The sequence below is a fragment of the Flammeovirga pectinis genome (genome assembly GCF_003970675.1).
Classification (GTDB): domain Bacteria; phylum Bacteroidota; class Bacteroidia; order Cytophagales; family Flammeovirgaceae; genus Flammeovirga; species Flammeovirga pectinis.
On record NZ_CP034562.1, the window covers coordinates 4,896,350 to 4,918,391 of the forward strand.

The following is a 22,042-nucleotide window of genomic DNA, read 5'->3' on the forward strand; positions in this document are numbered from 1 at the left end:
TAAAAATCTTTTTTTACCACAGAAGCATCTTTTTGTCCCACGAAGTCCATTTTGAAAACTGCACCTTTGTATTGTTCAATAAAAACAATTACAAAAAAAATATAAATCTCTTCATTATGACAGTTTCAGAATTTTTACTAGGCAGATTAAACGAGTTAAACGTAAATAATTTATTTGGTATCCCAGGGGATTATGTATTACCATTTTTTGATGAGTTAATAGATAAAAAAACAGGAGTTAGCCACGTAAATAGTAGAAACGAATTAAATGCTACATACTCAGCAGATGGTTATTCAAGAATAAATGGTTTTGGTGCAGTAGCGGTAACATTTGGTGTAGGTTCATTAAGTACAGTAAATGCAGTTGCCGGAGCTTATGCAGATAATTCACCATTAGTAGTAATATGTGGAGCACCGGTAAGAAGTGTTTCTAAAACGATAGGTACCAAATTACTACATCACTTAGTAGATCAAGATTTTGATACCTCGATGAAAGTAATGGAAAATATAACATTAAGAACATTACGCGTATCATCTACAGAAACAGCAGCAGCAGAAATAGATGCATTATTAATCGATTCATTTATTCAGAAAAAGCCTGTTTATTTAGAAATACCATTTGATTTACAACAGGCAGAGTTGGATAATTACCCAACCACACCTTTAAATATTAATAAGAAAGTAACTAATACAGTTACACTTAATAATGCAGTAGATCAGATTACAAAATTGATAGAGAAGTCAGAAAGTATTTCCTCTTTAGTAGGACCTTTATTACAGAGAAATAATATGATTTTGACAACAGATAAAGTTATTTCTCATATTAATGCTTGTGTAGGAACTGTTTTTACGGGTAAGATCTCACATTTTGAAGATCACCCGAATGCAGTCGGCTTTTACCAAGGTAAAGTCTCAGAAGATTATACAAATAAGATGATTGAGAACGCTGATTTGAATATCACTTTTGGTGTTCAACATACAGAGTTTGATACAGGAGTATTTTCTGATAGTATCGGAGTAAATCAAGATGCTGTTCATATTTTAAATGATTGTGTCATCATTAATGGAGAGTATTATTTTGATGTTTATTTAAAAGATATTCTACCAGTTCTTGCTGAAAAAGTACAAGTTCTGACTCCAAAGAAATTAGAGATTGATGCATCTGCAAGGAAATTTGTCTTTGAAAGAAGAGATAAATTTGCACCAACAGATAACGATCTAACGATTGATAGAATGTATGTTCAATTTGCCAATTTCATGAATTCGGGAGATATTTTAGTAGGAGATACAGGAGGATATATTAATGCTTCTCAGGCAGGTTTGAAGAAAGATATTCAAATTCATGGTTGTGGAAACTGGGGTTCTTTGGGCGCAGGTTTTGGAATGAGTATCGGAGCTACTTTTGCTCATAGTGAGGATAGCACAGATAAAGGTCAGGTAATAAGTATTACTGGAGATGGCGCTTTCTTAATGTCAGCACAAGAGCTTTCTACAATAATAGAGCATAAATTAGATGCGACATTAATTATTTTAGATAACTCTGGTTACGGAGCAGAGCGTCAGATTCACCCAGGTAAAGAGCGTTCTTACAACGATTTCTTACCATGGAAGTATGAACAATTAGCCGAGACATTTGGCGGAGAAGATGGTGTAACTACATCAAGTTATGTTGCTAAGACAGAAAATGATTTAGACAAAATATTTACAGAATTACGAGGTAAAAAAGGTGTTAATGTTGTTAGAGTAAAACTAGACCCATGGGATAGTGCATCTTTCAATGTAAAATTTAGTGAAGCATTACAACACTAAAATAACTATTTCTCGGTATTTGAAAGCGATCAGCAATGGTCGCTTTTTTTATTTTATATTAAATTTTTTGAAATAATTACTTGGGGTTTGCTCAAAGAATTTTTTAAACTGTTTAGAAAAATGTTGTACATCGCTAAATCCATATTCATAAGCAATTTCTGTTGTACTCATTTTTTTATCTATTAATGCTTCTTTGGTTTTTTCCATTCTTTGTGCAGTAAAGAAATTATAAATTGTATACCCAAAAGTTTCTTGAAATAAGCTTTGAAGGAGTGTTTTATGAATACCGTATTTGGTAATGAAATCTCCTACATTAGGTTTCTCTCTTAAATCTTCAAGAATAGAAGTTCTGATCTCGAAGATAATTTTTAAATGATAATTAGAGATAGACGTATTTTTAGTTGATAGTTTATCTATATCTAAATTAAATAACCTTGCTAATAAAATATACTTTAGTTCATGTAATTTTATTTTAAGCACTTTATTTAAAATTTCAGGAGGATAGGTGAAAATATTGATTAGTGTTTTCTTGAAATTATTTAATTCTGAACGGTTATCTAGATAAATCAAAAAGTGTTTTTGTGTCTTGTAATAGTTTCTGACTTTTTCGTTGATATAATTATCAAAAATATCAGTAGTATGGAAAAAACTAATGTGTTGTAAAAAGTCTCCCTTCTTAATTTTTCCTTTAATCCGAACTTCCTTATCGCAAGTATAAAATCCATCATATTGAATTAACTGATCTGTTTCTTCATCTATACTTTTTACATAAGTTTCGTTATTAAAAAATGCTGCTAACCGATCAAAATGTTCAGCATTACTATAATCTAATTCATACTCAACATCGTCTTTCAGTTGTATATTGAAAACAATAAAATGATCGTTATCAGATAATTTATGAAAAATTATGAAGCCTTCAGCTACATCAGATTCAATTTTTATATAATCATCTGAAATAAATTTTCCTTGAAAAAAGGTAGCTATATCTTTTTTATGATTATTGAAATCGGTAACTATTGAGGTGAACTTTTTCATAAATAACAAACAATAAAAGGGTTATGTTATCTGAATATATTAATATGCTTTTAGACTTCTAAATAAAAAAGCACTCTTAAAGAAAATACCTTCCTTAAGAGTGCTTTTTAATACTTTAAACAAGTTAAACCTATTCCTTGATAAACTTTTTGGTATGTAGTTTTCCTTTATCATCAATTAATTGAAGAATATAAATTCCTTTCTTAAGCGATGATATATCAATAGTATTATTACTGTTATCTAAAAGGTGTTTTTTACCATCTAGACTATATGCATTTAGATCAACTATTTGATTTTTAAAATTAGAAATAGTCAATTTATTTGTAGCAGGGATAGGATAAATGCGTAATGTTTCTTCTAATTTTAGAGTAGAAGTACTTGCGATACTTCTTGCATTACTTGATTGAGGAACTAGCTCAATCCAATTTAAATTAAAACCACCTTGTCTAATATTTATTGCAATTTTACTGATAGGTTCAGTAATAGAAATTTGGTCAGAAACAGTAGACCAAGTTTGCCATCCACCAGTACTGCCAATAGCAGTTTTAGCAAAGACTCCTCCGCCTCCAGCTTTTTCAAGTTGAATTTCTCCACCACTATTCATTGCTGCAAATCTATAGCTAACTTCATAGTTACCTGCAGGAATTTCTACATCGTAAACAGCCCAATCATTCTGGTCTGTATAGCCAATATTTTCACCACCTTCACTACATGTTTCTTTCTGAAGCCCATCCATAATTGAATATGCTTCGGCTTCTATTCTGATAGGTGTTACATTATTTGGAATGTCAGTTATAGCAGTAAACTGAATCCAGTTAATATTAAATCCACCAGAAGGAATACCAATTGCTATATTTTGTTCTCCAGCAGTTAACTGAACAGTATCAGATACAGTTGTCCAAGTTTGCCATCCGCCGGTAGTTGGAATGGTAACACTTCCAAGAATTGTATTTCCACTGTTTTGCTCTAAGTTTAACTGTCCGCCACCATTATTACTAGCAACTCTATATTCTACTAAATAGCTTCCTGCTGTAGTTACATCTACATTGTATTTTAACCAATCGCCACTAGAAATATATCCAACATTTTGTCCGCCTTCACTACAAGTTTCTTTCTGAATACCTTCTGCATCAGAATAATTCTCTGCTTCTAATCTTCCAGGAAGCGTAGTAGTAACTACTTCTTGAGAAGAACCTTTGTCATAAACTCTAACATAATCTACTTCCATTCTTTGTGGCCAAATATTAGAATCGACACCTAAGGCTCCACCCCAATCTCCACCAACGGCAAGGTTTAAGATTAAATGGAAACGCTTATCAAAAGGCCATTCAGGAGAACCACCATGTTTTAAATGTGTAAAGTATTTTTCTCCATCAATAAAGAAATCCATTTTATCTTCTGTCCATTCTACAGAATACGAATGAAATTCTGACTGATAAGTAGATTTATCTATACTATTACTTAACTGTGTACCAATTCTATGGTTATAAGCTTCTGTATGAACGGTACCATGTACTGTGTTTGGATCGTAACCTACATTTTCCATAATGTCTATTTCACCACTATCTGGCCATCCGCCATATTCCCAATCTGTAGGAAGCATCCAAATGGCAGCCCAAGTACCTTTTCCTCCGGGTAGTTTAGCAGATACGTCAACACGGCCATACAACCAATCACCTTTATTTTTAGTCACTAATCTAGCAGAAGAATATTCTATATTTTGATGCCAGTCTCTTCTTGCTTCAATAATTAAATGACCATTCTCTACACGAGCATTTTCTAAGCGATTTTCTGTATAGTTCTGTAACTCATTATTACCGTATCCACCATTTCCTACATCATATCCCCATTTTGATGGATCTGGTAAACCTGTATAATTAAACTCATCAGACCAAATTAATTGAGGCTCATTAATATCTGGATCATTTACAGTAATTGATTGCTGATTTGTGATTGTTACAAGACCATCATTGTCTGTAGCTTTTATTTGATAATTGATGATAGTTCCATCTACTTGAGCTGGAATAACACCACTATATACATCACCATTATTTGTTAAAACACTCACTTGATTATTCCATAAAATCTCTGCATTTACTACAGTACTATTGTCTGTAATTGTAGCAGAAATAGTAATGTCATCAGTTGATTTAGGTGAAGTAGGAGTATTGTTTATAAGTGATATACTAGGAGGGATTTCAGTTATTACGCTTGTTGCAGTAATATTATCAATATTAAAACCTCCTTGATCGATTACTAATTTAATATTTTGAATACCGCTGTTTAGAAGTACATCATTAGAAGAAATAATAGACCAGCTTTGCCATCCATCAGTTGATGTAACATTAATTGTTTCTGTAATAGCAATGTCATCAACTTCTAAATGAAAACTACCTCCACCTTCGAAAGCTGCTATTTTAAAATCAAAATTATATGTACCTGATGTCGTTACATTCACTTGATAGTTTAACCATTCTCCAGCTTCTGTCCATCCAACATTAAAACCTCCATCTGTACAAACTTCAATATCTACAGCATCTGTTCTGTATTCGCCTCCTTGGTTTGTATCGTCTGTATCGTAAAAAGGAATAGACGGACAACCTTCATTATAATTTTCTGCTTCGAAAGTACCTGGAAGTGTTACTACATTACCATTGTAAGCTTGGTGTGGAAGTTCGCATGGAAGACTTTCCATTTGGTAGTTAATACTGAATTGTGAATTAGCATCCGTTTCATAGTTTCCACTTAAAGTATTGTACGTGAATGCATCAATTCTATTTTCTTCTGGTACAAATGTGTAATAACGAAGGGTAGTTCCTTTATCATCATCACATTGGTAATCCGTCATTATACAGTTTACAGTATTTCCAGAAGGAGATGTTTCTGTCCAGTATTCTTCTCTTGAACAAGAATGACCACAGATAGCTAAAAAGAGATTATCATGTTGTTTAATTACATCATTGATTAAGCCTCTTTCTTCAAAGAAATCATGCGTAATAAAAATAGCTCTTCTATCAGCATATTGATTTAAGATATCATTTGCCCAATTAATTGAGGGAAGGTCGTAGTCTCCAATGTAATTATCGTGTGTTTGAAGAGTAACAACAATAAAGTCCATTCCTGCTTCAGAAAACAGGTAATAGGCATTTTCCATTCCGTTAAAATTGCCTCCATAAGTAGGTGTTCCAATAAATTCACTTTCTGGAAAATATTGATTAAATCTATCTAATTGAGGATCGTGATTTCCTTGACAAGGTGCATACGGCATTCCATTATCTTTAAATAGATCGTATGCACTACGTACCCTTTGCCATTGTCCATAATCACCCCATTGTGTCATGTCGCCAAGCGAGGCCACAAAAGATAGATTTAAGTCTTGTCTTTGTTCAACGTACCAACCTGTAAGACCCATTAATTTCCAGGCATCGCTATCGAATTCCGATAGGTTTTGTGTATCTGGAATTGTACCAAATGTAAAATTTTGTGCATTTACATTGGAACATAAGAACAGTAACACAATGAGTAGTTGATTTTTTAGTTTTGTAGTGTGTTTCATTTAGATGTATAGATTAGATAATAAATGAGGCAGAGTTAATAACTCCACCTCAAATAATAGTTAGCACTTATTTTTTTATAAATTTTATTGATTTAGAATGTTCAACTCCATTTAGCTGAATGAAGTAAATTCCCGTTTTCAGATTGCTGATTAGAATATCAACCATTAACTCGCTGTCAATATTTTGGCTGAATTGTATTTTACCATCAATATTAAATACGGTAAGTTGAGAGAAATTTTGAAGTTCTCCATTTAAAGTAATAATGTTAGTGGCAGGGTTAGGATATGCATTTATTGTAATTTCTTGTTCTAGGGCAAGAGCACTTTCATTTAATCTAGCATTTGATCCAGAGGTTGCATAATGAATTTCATCTAATACAATTTCTAAATCAGAACTTGGTGTATTGCCTGGGGTTTCACCAATTATAAATGGTCTAATTACTTCTGATAAGTTATCTACAATATCATTTAAAGGAATTTCAACATCATGCCATTGTCCATCTCGAACAAGTCCATAAACATTTTCACCTCTTCCAAATTGTACTTCTCGTCCACCAGTACGTGTCCATGTATGAATTCTGAAAGGTTCTGAAGAGTTTGTTTTTGCTTTAAATCTTAATGTACCACCATTGTAATTACTTAGGTTTAGTACATCCGAGCTATTAAAACCTAATCCAGACCATGTATTTGCTGGCATTGTAAAATTTAATGCAGAATCGCCATAAACACTAGCTTCAGCATTAAGTAGAACATCACTTCCAGACCAAACCCAAAGTTCTGCATCTACTCCGTAGGCCAAAGTTTTGGCTGTTTCTGTGCCATCTTCATAGATACCAAATTTTGGTGCAGGAATTGGATTTGCATATCCAGGACCACTACTTACAGCACCAATACCATCAATTGCATATACTCTTACATAATCTATTAGCATTTCTCTTTCCGAACCGGGAGTTGGTAGAGCGGTAACATTTGCCGCATTATTTTCTCCATTATCTGGATTGAAAGGAAACCAACCTCCAACGGCTAAGTTCATGATTACATAAAAGCTATCATCAGAGAAAAATTCATTTTGGAAAGTAGGATTATTTGGATCGTTATCAATACGTAACATCTCATATTCTGTAGATGGAATAGGTTCTCCATTAGAATCAGTTTGTAAGATTGTTGTACGAATGTAATCTGGTGTCCAATATAAGCGATAAACAAAAAATGCTTCGTGCGCTTGTTTGCCAGATTGCTCTCCTGTATAATAAGAAAAAGCATCTTCATTACCCCATTGTAAATTAGCATCTACACCGGCCGCTTCAGCTCTCCAGAAAATATTTGATTTTACTTCTTCGTTTACATCTTTTTCAATTGCTTTTGCTCCAGCTTCAAGAATATCAATTTCTCCGGTATATGGCCAGTTATTTCGTGTATGTAACATCCAGAATGCAGGCCATAAACCATTGTTCATATCAGGAAGTTTAATACTAGCTTCTACCACACCGTAATTAATATTTACTTTTTCTCTAGACATTACTTTACCAGATGTAAAATCACGGTCCATGAGCGTTTCTTTACGAGCGGTAAGTACAAGTTTACCGTTTTCAACACTTACATTTTCATTTCTATTTGTGTAGGCTTGTAGCTCTTGATTTCCAAAACTACAATTGCCAATATCACAGCCATTAGAGTTTTCCATAACCCAATTATTAGGGTCTAAAGAATTGCCGTTAAATTGATCTTCCCATAGCAATGTAAGTTCTCCATTTCCAATTGGTTTTGCAGTCACAACAATTGGGGCAGATGTACTCAAATTACCATCTTCTGTAATAGCTGTTATTGTTGCATTACCTTCAGAAATACCCATTATCGTACCATCTTGAGTTACAGTAACAATAGCAGTATTAGAAGATGACCAATTGATATTTTTATTGGTAGCATCCTGTGGTAGTATTCTTGGTGAAAGCGTAAACGAAGCATTTTCTTCAATTGTGATTTCATTTTTTTCTTGTAGATCAAAAAGACTGATTGAAGAAACAGGAACATTACTATTTTCTAAAACTACAGTACAACTAGCAGATAATTGATTAGAACTAACTGCAGTAATTGTAGCTTCACCAAAATTAATAAAGTTTATAATTCCTGTTTGGTCTACAGTTACAATATTCTCATCCGAAGAACTCCAAACAATTGTTTTGTCTGTTGTATTGTTAGGAAGAATTGTAGTTGTAAGCTGATATGAAGTATTTAAAGCTACATCAGTCGGACAGTTATTTATCGTTACTGATGTTGCTGGAATGGTAGGGTTTAGTGATTCAATTTTAATCCAATTGATATTAAAACCACCTGTGGAAGTAAAAATTGCTAATTCAGAAATAGCATTTTCAATAGTAATTTCTTGTTCAATATCTACCCAAGATTGCCATCCGCCAGTACCATTAAAAGTAACTTGACCAAATACATTTGTTCCTCCAGCTTCTTCTATCTGAATCGTACCTCCATTTACAGCACTCGCAATTCTATAGGTAATTTTATATGTACATGCAGGAATGTTTACATTCCAAACAAGCCAATCGCCAGCATCAATCCAACCAACATTTTGACCACCATTTGTATCGGTAGTATTTTCTACTTGAACGTCTAAACTGGCAGTATATGTTTCAGCTTCTATTAACGTAGAAAAATTACAACTTATAGAATTGTCTGCTTCTACATTTATTGTTGCTGAAGCTGATATATTTCCATCATTTGAAATCACAGAGATGATTGCCGTTCCTTCTGAAATTGCTGTAACAAGACCACTTTGATTGACTGATGCTATTGCAGTATTTGAACTACTCCAAGTAACTGATTTGTCTGTAGCATTTTCTGGTAAAACTGTCGCTGTAAGTATTGTGCTATTTCCTTCTATTAGTGTTTCCGTTATTGTATTTAGGTTGATAGTAGAAACATTAATGATAGGATTTTGAACAGTAACTGTACAGGTAGCATTCAATTGATTACTTGTTGTTCCTGTAATTACTGCCGTTCCTCTACTTATTGCAGTAATAAAACCATTCTGATCTACAGTTGCAATGGTAGGGTTAGAAGATGCCCAAACAATACTTTTGTCCGTTGTATTTGTAGGCAGAATATTAGCAGTTATTGTTTGCTGTTCTCCAATAATTAAATCAATTGATGAAGTAGATAATACAATACTATTTGGAGTAATAACTGTATTTTCTTCTTTACTTTTTATTTTGATCCAATTGATATTGTATCCACCATTAGGAGCATGAATTGATAAAGATGTGATTGCTTCAGAAATAGTCACTTCTTCTGTTATATCAGCCCAATTTTGCCACCCTGATGTTTGTGTAATTTGAGAACTAGAAAGTAAAGTATTTTCATTTTTAAGTTCTAAAATGCCGCCACCATCAAGACTTGCTACTCTAAAAGTGACTTCATAAGTACAGGCAGGTAATTCGATATCATATTGTATCCAATCACCAGCATCAATCCAACCAACATTTTGTCCACCTCCAATATCAGTGGTAGCTTCTAATTGGATACCATTCATTGTAGCAAAATTTTCAGCTTCAAGTTGGCTATCTATATCACAAGTTGGTTGTATTCTGTTTACTATAGTAACATTACAAGTAGCAGAGAAATTACCATCTACAGTAGTAGCTGTAATAATAGAATTACCTGCTTGAGTTGCTGTTATTGTTCCATTATCAACAGTAGCTGCAGTTGTACTTGCCGACCATATTACTGCTTTATTAGAAGCATCTGTTGGAAGAACTTCAGTAAAAATAGTCAGCTGATCTCCAACATATAAAGTAACATTTGATGTATTTACTGTAACACCCGTTACGTTAACTGTGTTACCAACATCACCCATTGGAGGGTCAGGAAATTGAGCTTTTAAATTGTTGTAAATGTCTGCAACATCATAAAAAGCTTCTTTTGGTTGGCGTTCAATAGTAGTAATACCAAACCATTCCTCATTATTAAAATTATCTTGAGGGAATGAACCCGGTAAATCTACATTTCCAACATCGTGGGTGGCAGGGCTACCTGTTTTGTTCCATCCATCTGTAAATTGGAAAAGAGTAATACCTAATCCACAATCAATAATTTTTTTACCATCTTCTGGGTTAACAGCTGTAAGTACTTGAGAAAGTATTTCTTTCATATCAGCAGCATGCATACCTTGGTTTTCTGCCATAATTCTCACATCATAGCTATCTGCTCCTGCTTCTGATAAGTAAGCACCTTTTACTCTACCTTGTGCATTAAAAGAATACCAAAAATCCCAAATTGCACCACTCGAACCAGTCCATCTGTAAACGTTCATTCCCCAAACATCTACATCAGGAGCTACTTCGATAGGGTCTCCCCACATATCACCATATTTAGTTGGCTTTTCACCGTGTGCAGTAGAAATAGGATGATGAGGATCGACAGCTTTAACACTGGCTGCTGCATTTTGAAGTGCATTAAACCATTCCATTGGACCTCCATCAAACCAACCACCTTCTGCAGATGGGTAAGTATGGTAATTGTATTCGTTACCAAATTCCCACATCAATATAGCGGGGTGATCTTTGTATTGGTTTACATATTCGATGTAAGTACCATCTACAATTTTATACGGGTGACTTGGATCAGAATAGCCAAAACCCATTATAATTCGAATACCGCCTGCTGCAAGTTTATCAATTACATTATTCTCTAGAATAGGAGCATAAGTACGAATTGTATTAATACCTGCTTGTTGCATTAAAGCAATATCAGTATCGATATTTTCCCATGTAGGCGATGTACCTCCTTTTGGAATAGGTAGGTAACAGACACCTCTAATAATATATCTCTGGTTATTAACATAGAGACGGGCATCTTGGTTTTCGTTCCGGATTTCAACATGGTTCTGCCCAAAAACGTGCATAGAGAGAAGTGTGCTTAGTAGTATACTAAGACAAAAAAATAGTTTTTGTTTTTTCATTTCAAATTAATTAGTAGATATATAAGTTTTTAGGATAGCTGGTCCTAAGCTGTAAAATAGTATTGGGAGTACTCCAATTTTACGTTACTTCAAGTGATTTTGAATAAGTTGTTATTTACAAATAACGATATGTACACAACACATAACGGTTGCGTTGTAATAGAAAGATAAGCCTCAAGTTTAGATAGAGGAGACTTGTTTAGAAAGAAGATTTTAAAAAGGAAGCGTGATTTTACTATTCAATTGGTTAGAAAGAAGTAATAGTATTATTTACATCATAGTTATTTTTTGACTTTTTCAATTATAGCTTAAGCCAAACTTACAATTATTAAGTGTAGAAAAGCAAATTATTAATTATTGATGCTTTTGGCTATTTCCATTTAAAAAAAATATTGTAACAGATTGATTTACAGTACTACTTAAGCTCTTATGTAATGTGTTGATAAAAAATATCAATCATTTAAAAAAAATGAATTTTAACAGTAGAACGTAATAATGATGCATTGGTAATGTCTGATATTTCCACCAATACGACATAATACAGCAGGTTATCTTACTCAAAATAAATAGAATAAATGCCTTATTATCTCTAATTGAATTTTGTCTATAGCATTCAAGGGTGCATCTTTGCCCCATAATCGCACTATACAAATAGTGTTTGTCCGTTAGATTATCATCATATCATGAACATTATATTATTCGACAATCCTACTCTTAGGGTACAACTATTACCATTTACATTTATACGTCCTGTTGCAGATATACGTGTAGGGATATTTAAAATTTATGAAAAGTGGGAACGTGCATTAAAGTGTGAGGTTTCTTTTTTAACAGAAGATTATCTACAAGGAAAGTTTCCTGTAAAACATGGTAGTGATCAATATTATATTAATGGTTCACTTTGTCCAAACCCTTCTATTTTAAAAAGAATTGAAGAGTTAAAGGAAGGACAAGGGTTAGTTTGTGGAAAGGAAGTATTGGTTTTACATACTAGTACTAATTATTCTAAGATGACTGACGACCCAGAAGAATTTGAAAAAATTGAAGTTCCTTTAGAAGAGGTTAGTTTAATTCAGCATCCTTGGGATATATTTACGCATAACAGGGAGCAAATTATTCTAGATTTTGATGAAGTAACTAGAGGACGAATTAGTCATCATATAGAAGATCCTCATACGGTTGTTTATGGTAGAGCTAATATCTTTGTAGAGGAAGGAGTAGAAGTAAGAGCTGCTATTCTAAATGCTCAGAAAGGGCCCATTTATATTGGTAAAAATGCTGTAATAGAAGAAGGTGTAATTATTCAGGGTACTTGTGCAATAGGAGAGGGAACTCGAATTAACATGGGTGCAAAAATTAGAGAAGATTGTTCTTTTGGACCTCATTGTAAGGTAGGTGGAGAGATCAATAATTCTGTAATATTTGGCTACTCTAATAAAGCCCATGACGGGTTTTTAGGAAATTCTGTAGTTGGAGAGTGGTGTAACTTAGGAGCAGATACTAATACATCAAACTTAAAAAATAACTACGGGCCTGTAAGAATCTGGAGTTACGAAAAAAGTGAGTATGTAAGTACACAACAACAATTTTGTGGAATGATGATGGCAGATTATTGTAAAGCAGGTATTAATACAATGTTTAATACTGGTACAGTAGTAGGCGTAAGTGCTCATATTTTTGGTGGTGGTTTTCCGCCAAAACATATTCCATCTTTTGCTTGGGGTGCTATTGATTCTAAAGATGTAGCCCAACTAGATAAAATGGTTGAAATTGCAGAACGTGTTTTTGCTCGTAGAAAAGCCGATTTCACAGTACATGATCGTCAGATTTTACAAAAAGTATTTGAACTGAGTAAGTTCGATAGAGAATAAATATTGAAGAGTTGGTAATTAGTTATCAACTCTTTTTTTATACATACACCATGAAATATAAAGCCTTAGATATAGTGTTATTGCCCTCTATAAAAGAGCAAAAAAAGATAGTCGATATAAATCAAACATTAGTAGGAAGCACATTACAATTGAATGAGACTACTACAATACCTCATCTATCAATAGCAATGTGCCGTGTTTCAGAAGATGATTATCCATTCGTATTATCAAGGATAAAAGATTACTTAGAAGCAATGTCACTTTTTGAACTAGAATCATTAAAAATAGAAAGTGTATATCAGCATAATAAAAATACAATAGGCTGGAATTTTGAGTTAACTAACCCACTAAACGGCCTACATTATTCTTTAGTGAAATTGATAGAGAAGTATCATTTTGATGAAGCCTCAGAAAAAGATAATTCAGATTTTTATTTAATAAATGAGGCAATGCCTTATTCTGGAATAGCGTATTTAAATGTATTCTTTTCTACTTATGCCAAAAACAATTTTAATCCTCATATTATAATTGGGCAAGGTGATGTAAAAACATGTGTTGCAGAGGTAGGTAAAAAGATAGAATTTACAGATATCGCATTATATCATATGGGTACAGGTTGTACTTGTGAAAAGCTTTTGTGGAAAAAATCTTTAGCAGAAATTTGACTTTAAAAACCTGTAGTTAAATAATTTTGGTGCCTAATATCATTGTAAATCTATTAAATGGACCATAATAAGTAAGATTGAATTAAATAATGATTGTTTTTTTACTCTATAAATTGGATATTTGGGCGAAAACGAAAAATTAAAAATATCTTTTAGCGTCTTCGTCATCTAATGTAAGAGACGCTAACACTCAACAACCTTAAGAGATGTCTCAAGAAAAAGTACTGAAAGAAGAACGCGCTTTCTCGAAAGAGCAATACTGGGAATGGTATGAGAACATGCTATTAGTCAGACGCTTCGAAGAGAAGACTGCACAATTATATGGTCAGCAAAAAATTAGAGGTTTCTGTCACTTATATATTGGTCAGGAAGCTTGTGCTGCAGGTCAAATTTCTGCATTAACAAAGGATGATCATTATATCACAGCATATCGTGATCATGCTCACCCAATCATGTTAGGTACAGATCCGGGTGCTATTATGGCAGAAATGTACGGTAAAGCAACTGGTACTACTAAAGGTAAAGGTGGTTCTATGCACATTTTCGATAAATCAGTCAACTTTGCAGGTGGACATGGTATCGTTGGTGCTCAGATTCCTATGGGAGCTGGTATCGCTTTTGGAGAGAAATACAAAGGAACTAAGAATCTTTGTGTTACAATGTTTGGTGATGGTGCAATCCGTCAGGGTGCAATGCACGAAGCATTTAACATGGCAATGGCTTGGAAGTTACCAGTAATCTTTATTGTAGAAAATAATGGTTATGCAATGGGTACTTCAGTAGCTCGTACTTCTAATGTAACTCACTTATATGAATTAGGTGCAGCTTATGATATTCCTTCTCGTCCAGTAGACGGAATGGATGTAGAAGAAGTACATATTGCAATGGAAGAGGCTGCTGCTCACATCCGTGCGGGTAAAGGTCCTTACTTCTTAGAATTTAGAACATATCGTTACAAAGGTCACTCAATGTCTGACCCTGCTAAATACCGTACAAAAGAGGAAGTAGCAGAGTACAAGGCACAAGACCCTATCGAGAAAGTGAAACAAACACTTTTAAGTAAAGGATATGCAACGGAAGAGGAATTAAAAGAATTTGACAAGTCATTAAAACAAAGAGTTTTAGATGCGGTTAAATTTGCTGAAGAATCTCCTTATCCAGATAAATCTGAAGCATACACAGATGTTTATGTAGAACCTGATTATCCTTTTGTGAATTCTTAATTCTACTAAATATTTAAAATATAAAGAGAAGGCTATCCGTTTTGGGTAGCCTTTTTTTATTAAAAAATGTATTATTAATCATTTTTCAGTACAAAGACTCCTTAAAAATATTATAATTGTGGAATATTTTTTAAATTTGCCGACTGAATTATAAAGATTTTTTATTAGGTAAAGACCTATTTATAAATATACATGGAGACCATGAAAGATAAGAAACACGATACAGCAAAGAAAGGTAATACTGGCGAGGAGCATAGCGAGTTTGAGGTATTTGAAAGTGCAGAAGTACTACAAGATAGATTAGAGGATTCTCAAGACTTTTTTGATAAAAACAAAAATGCTATCCTTATAGCTGTAGGTATTGTTGTAGCAGCAGTTGCTGGATATTTCTTATACGGAGTAAATCTAGAAAAGCAAAACGCAGAAGCTCAAGCAGAATTAGCACCAGCTGTATTCTACTTCGAAAAAGATTCTTTAGGAAAAGCTTTAAATGGTGATGGTAACTTAACTGGTGGTTTCTTAGAAATTGCAGATGAGTATAGCGGAACTAAAGCTGCAAACCTTGCTACATACTATGCAGGTGTATCTTATATGAAAATGGGTGAGTATGCAAAAGCAATTACTCATTTAGATGCATTTTCTGCTAAAGACGAATTAGTACAAGCTAGAGCTTATGCTTTAGTAGGTGACGCTAACGTTGAGTTAGAAAAATATCCTGCTGCAATTTCAGCTTACAAAGAAGCAATTGCTTACAAGCAAAATAAAGAATTCACTCCATCTTACATGATGAAGTTGGCATTTACTTATGAAGCTGCAGGTGACAATGCAAAAGCATTAGATACTTATAACGATTTATTAGGTAAGTATCCTAAAGTTCAAGAAGCAAACGATGCAAAAAAATATGCTGCTATTTTAGCTGCTAAATAATTGCTCGATACGAGATATAAAAAAAGGTCAGTTGATTTAATCAACTGACCTTTTTTGTTTGCTTATAATCTGTTGGAGATACTCCTTCAATTTTTTTAAAATAACGACTAAATGTCTGTACATCATCAAAACCTAATTCATACCCAATTTCAGATATAGATTTATCTGTATAGATTACTTGTCGTTTTGCTTCTAAGACTATACGGTCTTGTATAAACTGTAAAGGTTTTTTATGTCCAAAGAGTTTAAAGACGTTAGATAGTGTTTTAGGTGATTTATTTAAAAGATCTGCATACTCTGCTACCGTATGTTTCTTTTTAAAATGAGTTTCTACTAAGTAATTAAAATTTCTTACTAAGTCTACTTTATCACTATCTGCATTTATTATATCTGTTTGATTTTTATAAATTCTAGTGCAAAGAATTAAAAGCCTTTTAAGTAGCATCTGCAACATTTCTAGTTGGTGCTCATCTTCAGATTGTAGCTCATTTAAAAAAACATCCCAGAGGGGTCCTAACTTCTTTTTATCTTCGTTACTTATATGAATAAAAGGAAGATTAGCAGAACCAAAAAAGAGCAAGCCTTTACAACCCACTTCCCCGTCATGTTCAGAAATGCAATAAAATGGTCTATTAAACCTTAATAATTTTGCATGTTTAATTGCTTTAATTTCTATTTTATGAAATTCAGTTAAGAAGATAATATCATCTGTAGAGTAAGTAGCTTCAACGCCATCTACAGCTAAAATATTCTCATCAGAATCAAACCATAATACCGTTAATTTATTGGCATTACTTTCTATAACAGAAGATATATTAGCGGAGGTGATCTCTAGAATCTCTAAATACTCACCAGTTTCTTTTGTGAATTTCATAACATAATTAATTAAAAAAGCAGATCTACTTTTAAAGGTAAATCTGCTTTGTGGTACATACAATAAATAAATTATTATTTATGCATTTTCTGTAACCTCTAAAGGTTGAGCTAATGGAAAGTCGATAGAGAAATTAGTAAGGTTATGGATGTAATTACTAATCACTTTATCACCAATAGCGATAGTTGTATCTATAAGGTTTTCTTCTGTATATCCTGCTCCAAAGAAATTACTTTTTTGCTCTTCATTTAATTTTCCTTTCTCTGCTACAGATGCTAAAGTAAATTGAGCTAATGCATCTAATTTAAAATCAAATGATGCTTTTCCGCTTCTAATTTCAAGAATTTGTTCTTCAGTAAAACCATTCATCTTACCTAATTGTGTATGTGCTGATAAGCAATACTGACAGCCATTGAATTCGCTAACAACAAGGTTAACAACTTCTTTTTCTTTATTAGAAAGACTAGTTTTTCGTCCTTGGAAACTTAAATAATCTTGTAAAGCAGTTTCACTTTTAGCGTAATAGGCATATAAATTTGGAACAAAACCGATGTTCTTTTTAAGGTTATCAAAAATAGCTTGGTTACCTTCTGAAACTTCTGCTCTTGTTGGAATTGTAAATTGTGACATAATAATAATTGTTTTTGAATGATGAATTAATGAATTATAAATTAGTTTGAAAGTGTATCAAGATTGGTTCTTAAATCAGCTTCTGACGCCAAACCAATATGTGTGTTTACTACTTTTTCGTTTTTGATGAAAACTAAATTAGGGATACTTCTTACTTTATGAAGTGTTGCTAATTCCGGAACAGCTTCAATATTTACCTTTTGAATAGTTACTTTCCCTTCGTACTCTTTTGATAATTTTTCTACTGTAGGAAGTAAAGTCTGACAAGGTCCGCACCAATCTGCATAGAAATCTAATAGAACAGGAGTGTTGTTACTGTTTGCGATTAATTGATTGTACTCTTCGATATTTTGTATTGCTTTCATTTTCTTTTTGTTTTAATGATTAATGAACAATACAAAGGTGTAGTATTTAGCTGATGTAGTGATATGCGTTCTTCCCCGAAGAATGTGCAAAAATTCCCGAACAAAAAAAGTGTGATTCCTTTGCTTAGAAATCACACTTTAAGAATACCTTATATTATTAACTATTTATGCATTGACTTGGTTATTTGCATACGTTAAAAAGTTGAGAATTATTTGTTGTGCTTTTGTTTGTACCTCAAACATTCCCATATGCCCAACATCTGCCATATAATAGACATGAGCATCTTTAGGTAAATGTGCTTGTTCTATACTTTTGGCAAGAGGCACAGCACCATCTTCTTTTCCGATAATAAATAATACGGGTATCGATAGTGATGAAAGTAATGGAGTATGGTTTTCTCTGAGCCCCATAGCTAAAGATATTTTTGCCGTCTCTTCACTACTTTCATGTGTAGCTTCTTCTATGATAGCATTTATCTCTGTTCTAAATTGTTCTCTATGTTTTAGCGCAAAAAGGTTTGCGATCATAGGAGCAACAAATGCTTTCATTCCATTGTCTCTAACAAATTCTGCAGCTCTAACTCTAACATCTTTCTTTGCGTCGTCATCAGCAAAGGCGGTAGAATGAAAAAGACCAATGCCATTTAATGTTTGTGGGTATTTATTGGCATAGGCTAATGTGACGTACCCTCCTAATGAATGACCAATCATTGTACATTTTTTTACATTGAGTTGGAGAAGAGTTCTGTAAATTTCATCTGCAAAATCAGAGAGTAAAGGTTGCTCTTTGACTAATGGGTTACTTTGGCCACACCCCGGAAGATCTATACAAATAACTCTAAAATAAGGAGTAATTACAGTTTGAAATTCTTTCCATATATTTTTAGTCTCACAAAACCCATGAATGAGTACTAAAGTGGGGAGCGTAGATTTGTTGTCTGTATATGAAAGCATCTGATTAATTTTTTGTAATAAGTCGAATACTAAAGCTACTAACTTTTTATTTAGAGAGAACAATTCTTTAGATTGGTAGTTATCTATTATTTCAAACTTTCAACAATTTATTTATTATGAAATCATTACTCACCTATCTAGCTCTTTTAGTATCATTTAGTTCATTGTCGGCATTTTTAGCAATGCACGAACCTCAAAAACCTCAAGAAGCAGTTTTATGTCATGCAGACATAGATGCAATCCGAAGCTTTGCTGCATTTACAAATCAAGAGGATTTTAAAAAAATGCACAGTATGGACAGGGAATTAAATACTGAATCATTTAAAGGAAAAAGAATTTCTTTTGATGTAGCGAGTGGAGATAAAGGAGAAGCGTATTATGTTCCTTCAGCTAAAAAATCATCTAAATATTTATTTGTATTTCATGAGTGGTGGGGATTAAATGATTACGTAAGAAATGAATCTGATCGTCTATCTAAGGAGTTAGGTGGTGTAAATGTAATTGCATTAGATCTTTATGACGGAAAGGTAGGAACAACAAGAGAACAAGCTGGTGCTTTAATGAAAGCATGCGATCCGCAAAGAGCAGCCTCAATAATTCAAGGAGCATTAGCTTTTGTAGGCAAAGATGCTAAGATTGCCACTATTGGGTGGTGTTTTGGTGGAGGTTGGTCTCTACAGGCAGCACTTCAACTTAAAGACCAAGCAGTTGGTTGTGTAATGTATTATGGTATGCCTGTAAAAGATGTTGATAGATTGTCTCAGTTAAACTGCGATGTTTTAGGAATTTTTGGAGAGAAAGATAAATGGATTAACCCAGAAGTTGTTGCCAATTTTGAAAATCATATGCAAGAAGCGAAGAAGACAGTAACAGTAAAAATGTATGCTGCAGACCATGCTTTTGCAAACCCATCTTCTGATAGATATAATGAGAAAGATGCTAAAAATGCCAATGCTACGGCACTTAAGTATTTAAAGAAGAAGTTTTAAATAGAAAAATCCATTAGATCATTAATTTTATGATGATCTAATGGATTAAATTTCACTCTCAATTAACCCAAATAAGATAAAGATTACCCGATCAAGCCTATATTTTTTATAGTAATAGTAATCAAAGTTAGATACAACTCTCTATTAAAGTGATTTTTAAATAGGGATTTCAACTCTCATTTACACTTTTCTAGTTAAGAAGACTCCCTCTACATTTTTGAGTGAAATAAGGAGTTTTCTTTCTAAAAGAGTATCTGAATTTATGAATCTAACTACTATGAAAATAAATAAAGAATTTATCATTATGTTCTTACTTTTTTTTTGTGCTGTGTTAACCTCTATAGCACAAGAAACAGAGTATATAGATCCCTCTAAACCTACCAATATATATACCCGCTTAAATAATAATTTTGAAATGACGGACCTTAAAGACGGTACGCAGTTAACAGGGTATAGATTTAATGTCAGTTATGCTTTAAAAGATTTTCAGACAACAATAGAAATACCTATGCTGTATAATCATAAAACGCAAAAGGCAGGGTTAGGAGATTTAAGAATTCGGTCTTTCTACGTTCCTTATGTAGATTATGATAAAACATTTGGAGGGCTAGGGCTATCATTAGATATTTTTGCACCAATGGGCGATCCAAGAGATGGAATTAGCTCTGGCCTATGGAGTATTTCTCCTGGTATTATTACAGGAATTATGGTCAGTAAAAAGTTTTCAATTTGGCCTATTATATCTTATCGTTATCAGTTTGGAGAAAGATGGCAAGAAGGACAACAACAAAGTGTTACACAGCATGGAGCAACATTTCAGATAATGAATACTATCAATATTTCTGATAAGGTTTACTTTATAATTACTCCAATGTATATACAGAATAATTTTGCTAACATGGGGCAGTTTGATTACGGAGGTGAGATAGAATTTAATTATATGCTCATTGAAAATAAGTTGCAAGTGGGGTGTTTTTCTAGGCAACTTGTTAACTCTCAGTTAGAATCTTATAGATTAATGGTGAGGATATTCTTATAATAGTCAAGACTATGAATTTACTATTTAGAGTATTCTTATTTTTCATTTTTCTATTTCCAACAGTATCATTTGCACAATTAACTAGTATTCCATCACCTTTTCAGGATAAAAAAAATACAATTGGTTTTGCAGGTAGTTATGGAGAGCAGCTAGATAAAAATGCATATTTCTATGGTTTTAGTCTAGATTATGGACGACGAATTAAAGATAGTCCGTTTTCTATAGGTACTGTTCTTATGTGGGATAATGAGATTGAAAAGAAAGAAATTATCGAAGAAAATGCTACATTTTCAGTAGCAGTAACGGTATCTTATGCTATTACAAAAAAATGGTCGGTAGGTACAGGAATAGGCAAAGGTGTAATGGAAAATGGTAATCCTCAGAAAGAGTATCAATGGGTAAATGGAGATTGGAGTACAGGGATTATATCATCTTACCAATTTAATTTAGGGGATAAAGTTTTTAGTGTGAGTGCTTCATATGAATATAATATCACTCAGAAAGAAACTAGTTTTAGTATTGACCTTGGTTATATTCTTCCTTTTTAATAAAACAATAAGCCTTGTAGAAGTAACTTTCTACAAGGCTTATTGTTATACAAATTTTTTTAACCCTAGCATTATCCCAAGGTGAATCCCCTCATGGTAGGTATTAAATGTTATAGCATCTTCAACAGTTGTGAGTGTGAAACCTGTTGAAGTTGTAAACTCTTTTAATTGTTTAAATTTCCCTGCTTTATAATCTTCTTCCATTTTAATTCCTAAAGATATTACTAGCCTTTTCAGTTCGTCTACCTCTTCTTGTGTAGCTTTTCCATCTGGTTTTGTACCTTTTGTATATTTCTGAATAAGAGCATCTGGAACATAAGTTGGCGTACCACTAAGTTTATAAACTAGACTTTGTTGTACAATAATTACATGGGCAATATTCCATAAAAGATTATTTTTAAAGCCTTCTGGTATTGTATTTAATTGTTCTAGCGTATATCCTTCAAGAAATTTCTGATAGATACCTCTGTTTGTTTTAAAAACTTTAAAAGTTGAAGTGAGCATTATTTGTTTTTTTATTTAATGAGATGAGTATAATTGTTTATTTATTGAAGGTATAAATTTTAATGTTGATAAAATAAATAAG

Annotated in this window: 16 protein-coding genes; 8 read left to right on the top strand and 8 right to left on the bottom strand. The window is 33.0% G+C overall.

The window, feature by feature from the left end; genetic code table 11:
• Positions 1 to 116 precede the first annotated feature (116 nt).
• On the top strand, positions 117 to 1,808 hold the full coding sequence (locus EI427_RS19305) for a thiamine pyrophosphate-binding protein (RefSeq protein ID WP_126617811.1): 1,692 nt from the start codon (positions 117 to 119) through the stop codon (positions 1,806 to 1,808).
• 48 nt (positions 1,809 to 1,856) lie between these two features.
• Here EI427_RS19305 and EI427_RS19310 read toward each other — a convergent pair whose 3' ends face one another.
• From EI427_RS19310 to EI427_RS19320, 3 genes are all read right to left on the bottom strand, one after another.
• On the bottom strand, positions 1,857 to 2,843 hold the full coding sequence (locus tag EI427_RS19310; protein WP_126617813.1) for a helix-turn-helix domain-containing protein: 987 nt from the start codon (positions 2,841 to 2,843) through the stop codon (positions 1,857 to 1,859).
• A 130-nt stretch (positions 2,844 to 2,973) separates the two neighbouring features.
• A complete protein-coding gene (locus EI427_RS26410; protein ID WP_126617815.1) occupies positions 2,974 to 6,399 on the bottom strand; it encodes a carbohydrate-binding protein in 3,426 nt (1,141 codons plus the stop codon).
• Positions 6,400 to 6,466: 67 nt separating this feature from the next.
• Positions 6,467 to 11,371 carry an Ig-like domain-containing protein gene (locus EI427_RS19320; RefSeq protein ID WP_126617817.1) on the bottom strand — a complete coding sequence of 1,635 codons (4,905 nt, stop codon included), beginning with the start codon at positions 11,369 to 11,371 and terminating at the stop codon, positions 6,467 to 6,469.
• A 683-nt stretch (positions 11,372 to 12,054) separates the two neighbouring features.
• Between EI427_RS19320 and EI427_RS19325 the strand changes: the two genes are divergently transcribed.
• The 4 genes from EI427_RS19325 to EI427_RS19340 all read left to right on the top strand — a co-directional run bounded on the left by EI427_RS19325 (position 12,055) and on the right by EI427_RS19340 (position 16,057).
• Positions 12,055 to 13,242, top strand: coding sequence for a GlmU family protein (locus EI427_RS19325; RefSeq protein ID WP_205727879.1), 1,188 nt, complete (start codon positions 12,055 to 12,057; stop codon positions 13,240 to 13,242).
• 50 nt (positions 13,243 to 13,292) lie between these two features.
• Complete coding sequence (locus EI427_RS19330; protein WP_126617821.1) at positions 13,293 to 13,907, top strand: hypothetical protein; 615 nt, start codon at positions 13,293 to 13,295, stop codon at positions 13,905 to 13,907.
• Positions 13,908 to 14,113: 206 nt separating this feature from the next.
• Positions 14,114 to 15,130 carry a pyruvate dehydrogenase (acetyl-transferring) E1 component subunit alpha gene (pdhA, locus tag EI427_RS19335; RefSeq protein WP_126617823.1) on the top strand — a complete coding sequence of 339 codons (1,017 nt, stop codon included), beginning with the start codon at positions 14,114 to 14,116 and terminating at the stop codon, positions 15,128 to 15,130.
• A gap of 201 nt (positions 15,131 to 15,331) precedes the next feature.
• Positions 15,332 to 16,057 carry a tetratricopeptide repeat protein gene (locus tag EI427_RS19340; protein WP_126617825.1) on the top strand — a complete coding sequence of 242 codons (726 nt, stop codon included), beginning with the start codon at positions 15,332 to 15,334 and terminating at the stop codon, positions 16,055 to 16,057.
• A gap of 40 nt (positions 16,058 to 16,097) precedes the next feature.
• Here EI427_RS19340 and EI427_RS19345 read toward each other — a convergent pair whose 3' ends face one another.
• The 4 genes from EI427_RS19345 to EI427_RS19360 all read right to left on the bottom strand — a co-directional run bounded on the left by EI427_RS19345 (position 16,098) and on the right by EI427_RS19360 (position 18,880).
• Positions 16,098 to 16,931, bottom strand: coding sequence for a helix-turn-helix domain-containing protein (locus EI427_RS19345; RefSeq protein WP_126617827.1), 834 nt, complete (start codon positions 16,929 to 16,931; stop codon positions 16,098 to 16,100).
• A gap of 78 nt (positions 16,932 to 17,009) precedes the next feature.
• Positions 17,010 to 17,561: a carboxymuconolactone decarboxylase family protein gene (locus tag EI427_RS19350; RefSeq protein WP_126617829.1), complete on the bottom strand. Its 552-nt coding sequence runs from the start codon at positions 17,559 to 17,561 to the stop codon at positions 17,010 to 17,012.
• A gap of 41 nt (positions 17,562 to 17,602) precedes the next feature.
• Positions 17,603 to 17,926 carry a thioredoxin gene (gene trxA, locus EI427_RS19355; protein WP_126617831.1) on the bottom strand — a complete coding sequence of 108 codons (324 nt, stop codon included), beginning with the start codon at positions 17,924 to 17,926 and terminating at the stop codon, positions 17,603 to 17,605.
• Between the two features lie 165 nt (positions 17,927 to 18,091).
• The gene (locus EI427_RS19360; protein WP_126617833.1) at positions 18,092 to 18,880 is read right to left on the bottom strand and encodes an alpha/beta fold hydrolase; all 789 of its coding nucleotides are present in this window, start codon (positions 18,878 to 18,880) and stop codon (positions 18,092 to 18,094) included.
• Between the two features lie 116 nt (positions 18,881 to 18,996).
• Between EI427_RS19360 and EI427_RS19365 the strand changes: the two genes are divergently transcribed.
• The 3 genes from EI427_RS19365 (at position 18,997) to EI427_RS19375 (ending at position 21,456) form a co-directional block, all read left to right on the top strand.
• The gene (locus tag EI427_RS19365; protein WP_240655333.1) at positions 18,997 to 19,869 is read left to right on the top strand and encodes a dienelactone hydrolase family protein; all 873 of its coding nucleotides are present in this window, start codon (positions 18,997 to 18,999) and stop codon (positions 19,867 to 19,869) included.
• A 277-nt stretch (positions 19,870 to 20,146) separates the two neighbouring features.
• Positions 20,147 to 20,908: a transporter family protein gene (locus tag EI427_RS19370; protein WP_126617835.1), complete on the top strand. Its 762-nt coding sequence runs from the start codon at positions 20,147 to 20,149 to the stop codon at positions 20,906 to 20,908.
• 11 nt (positions 20,909 to 20,919) lie between these two features.
• On the top strand, positions 20,920 to 21,456 hold the full coding sequence (locus tag EI427_RS19375; protein ID WP_126617837.1) for a hypothetical protein: 537 nt from the start codon (positions 20,920 to 20,922) through the stop codon (positions 21,454 to 21,456).
• A 45-nt stretch (positions 21,457 to 21,501) separates the two neighbouring features.
• Here the strand turns inward: EI427_RS19375 and EI427_RS19380 are convergent, their stop codons facing one another.
• Entirely contained in the window at positions 21,502 to 21,960 is a 459-nt protein-coding gene (locus EI427_RS19380; RefSeq protein WP_126617839.1) for a DinB family protein, read from the bottom strand.
• Positions 21,961 to 22,042 lie beyond the last annotated feature (82 nt).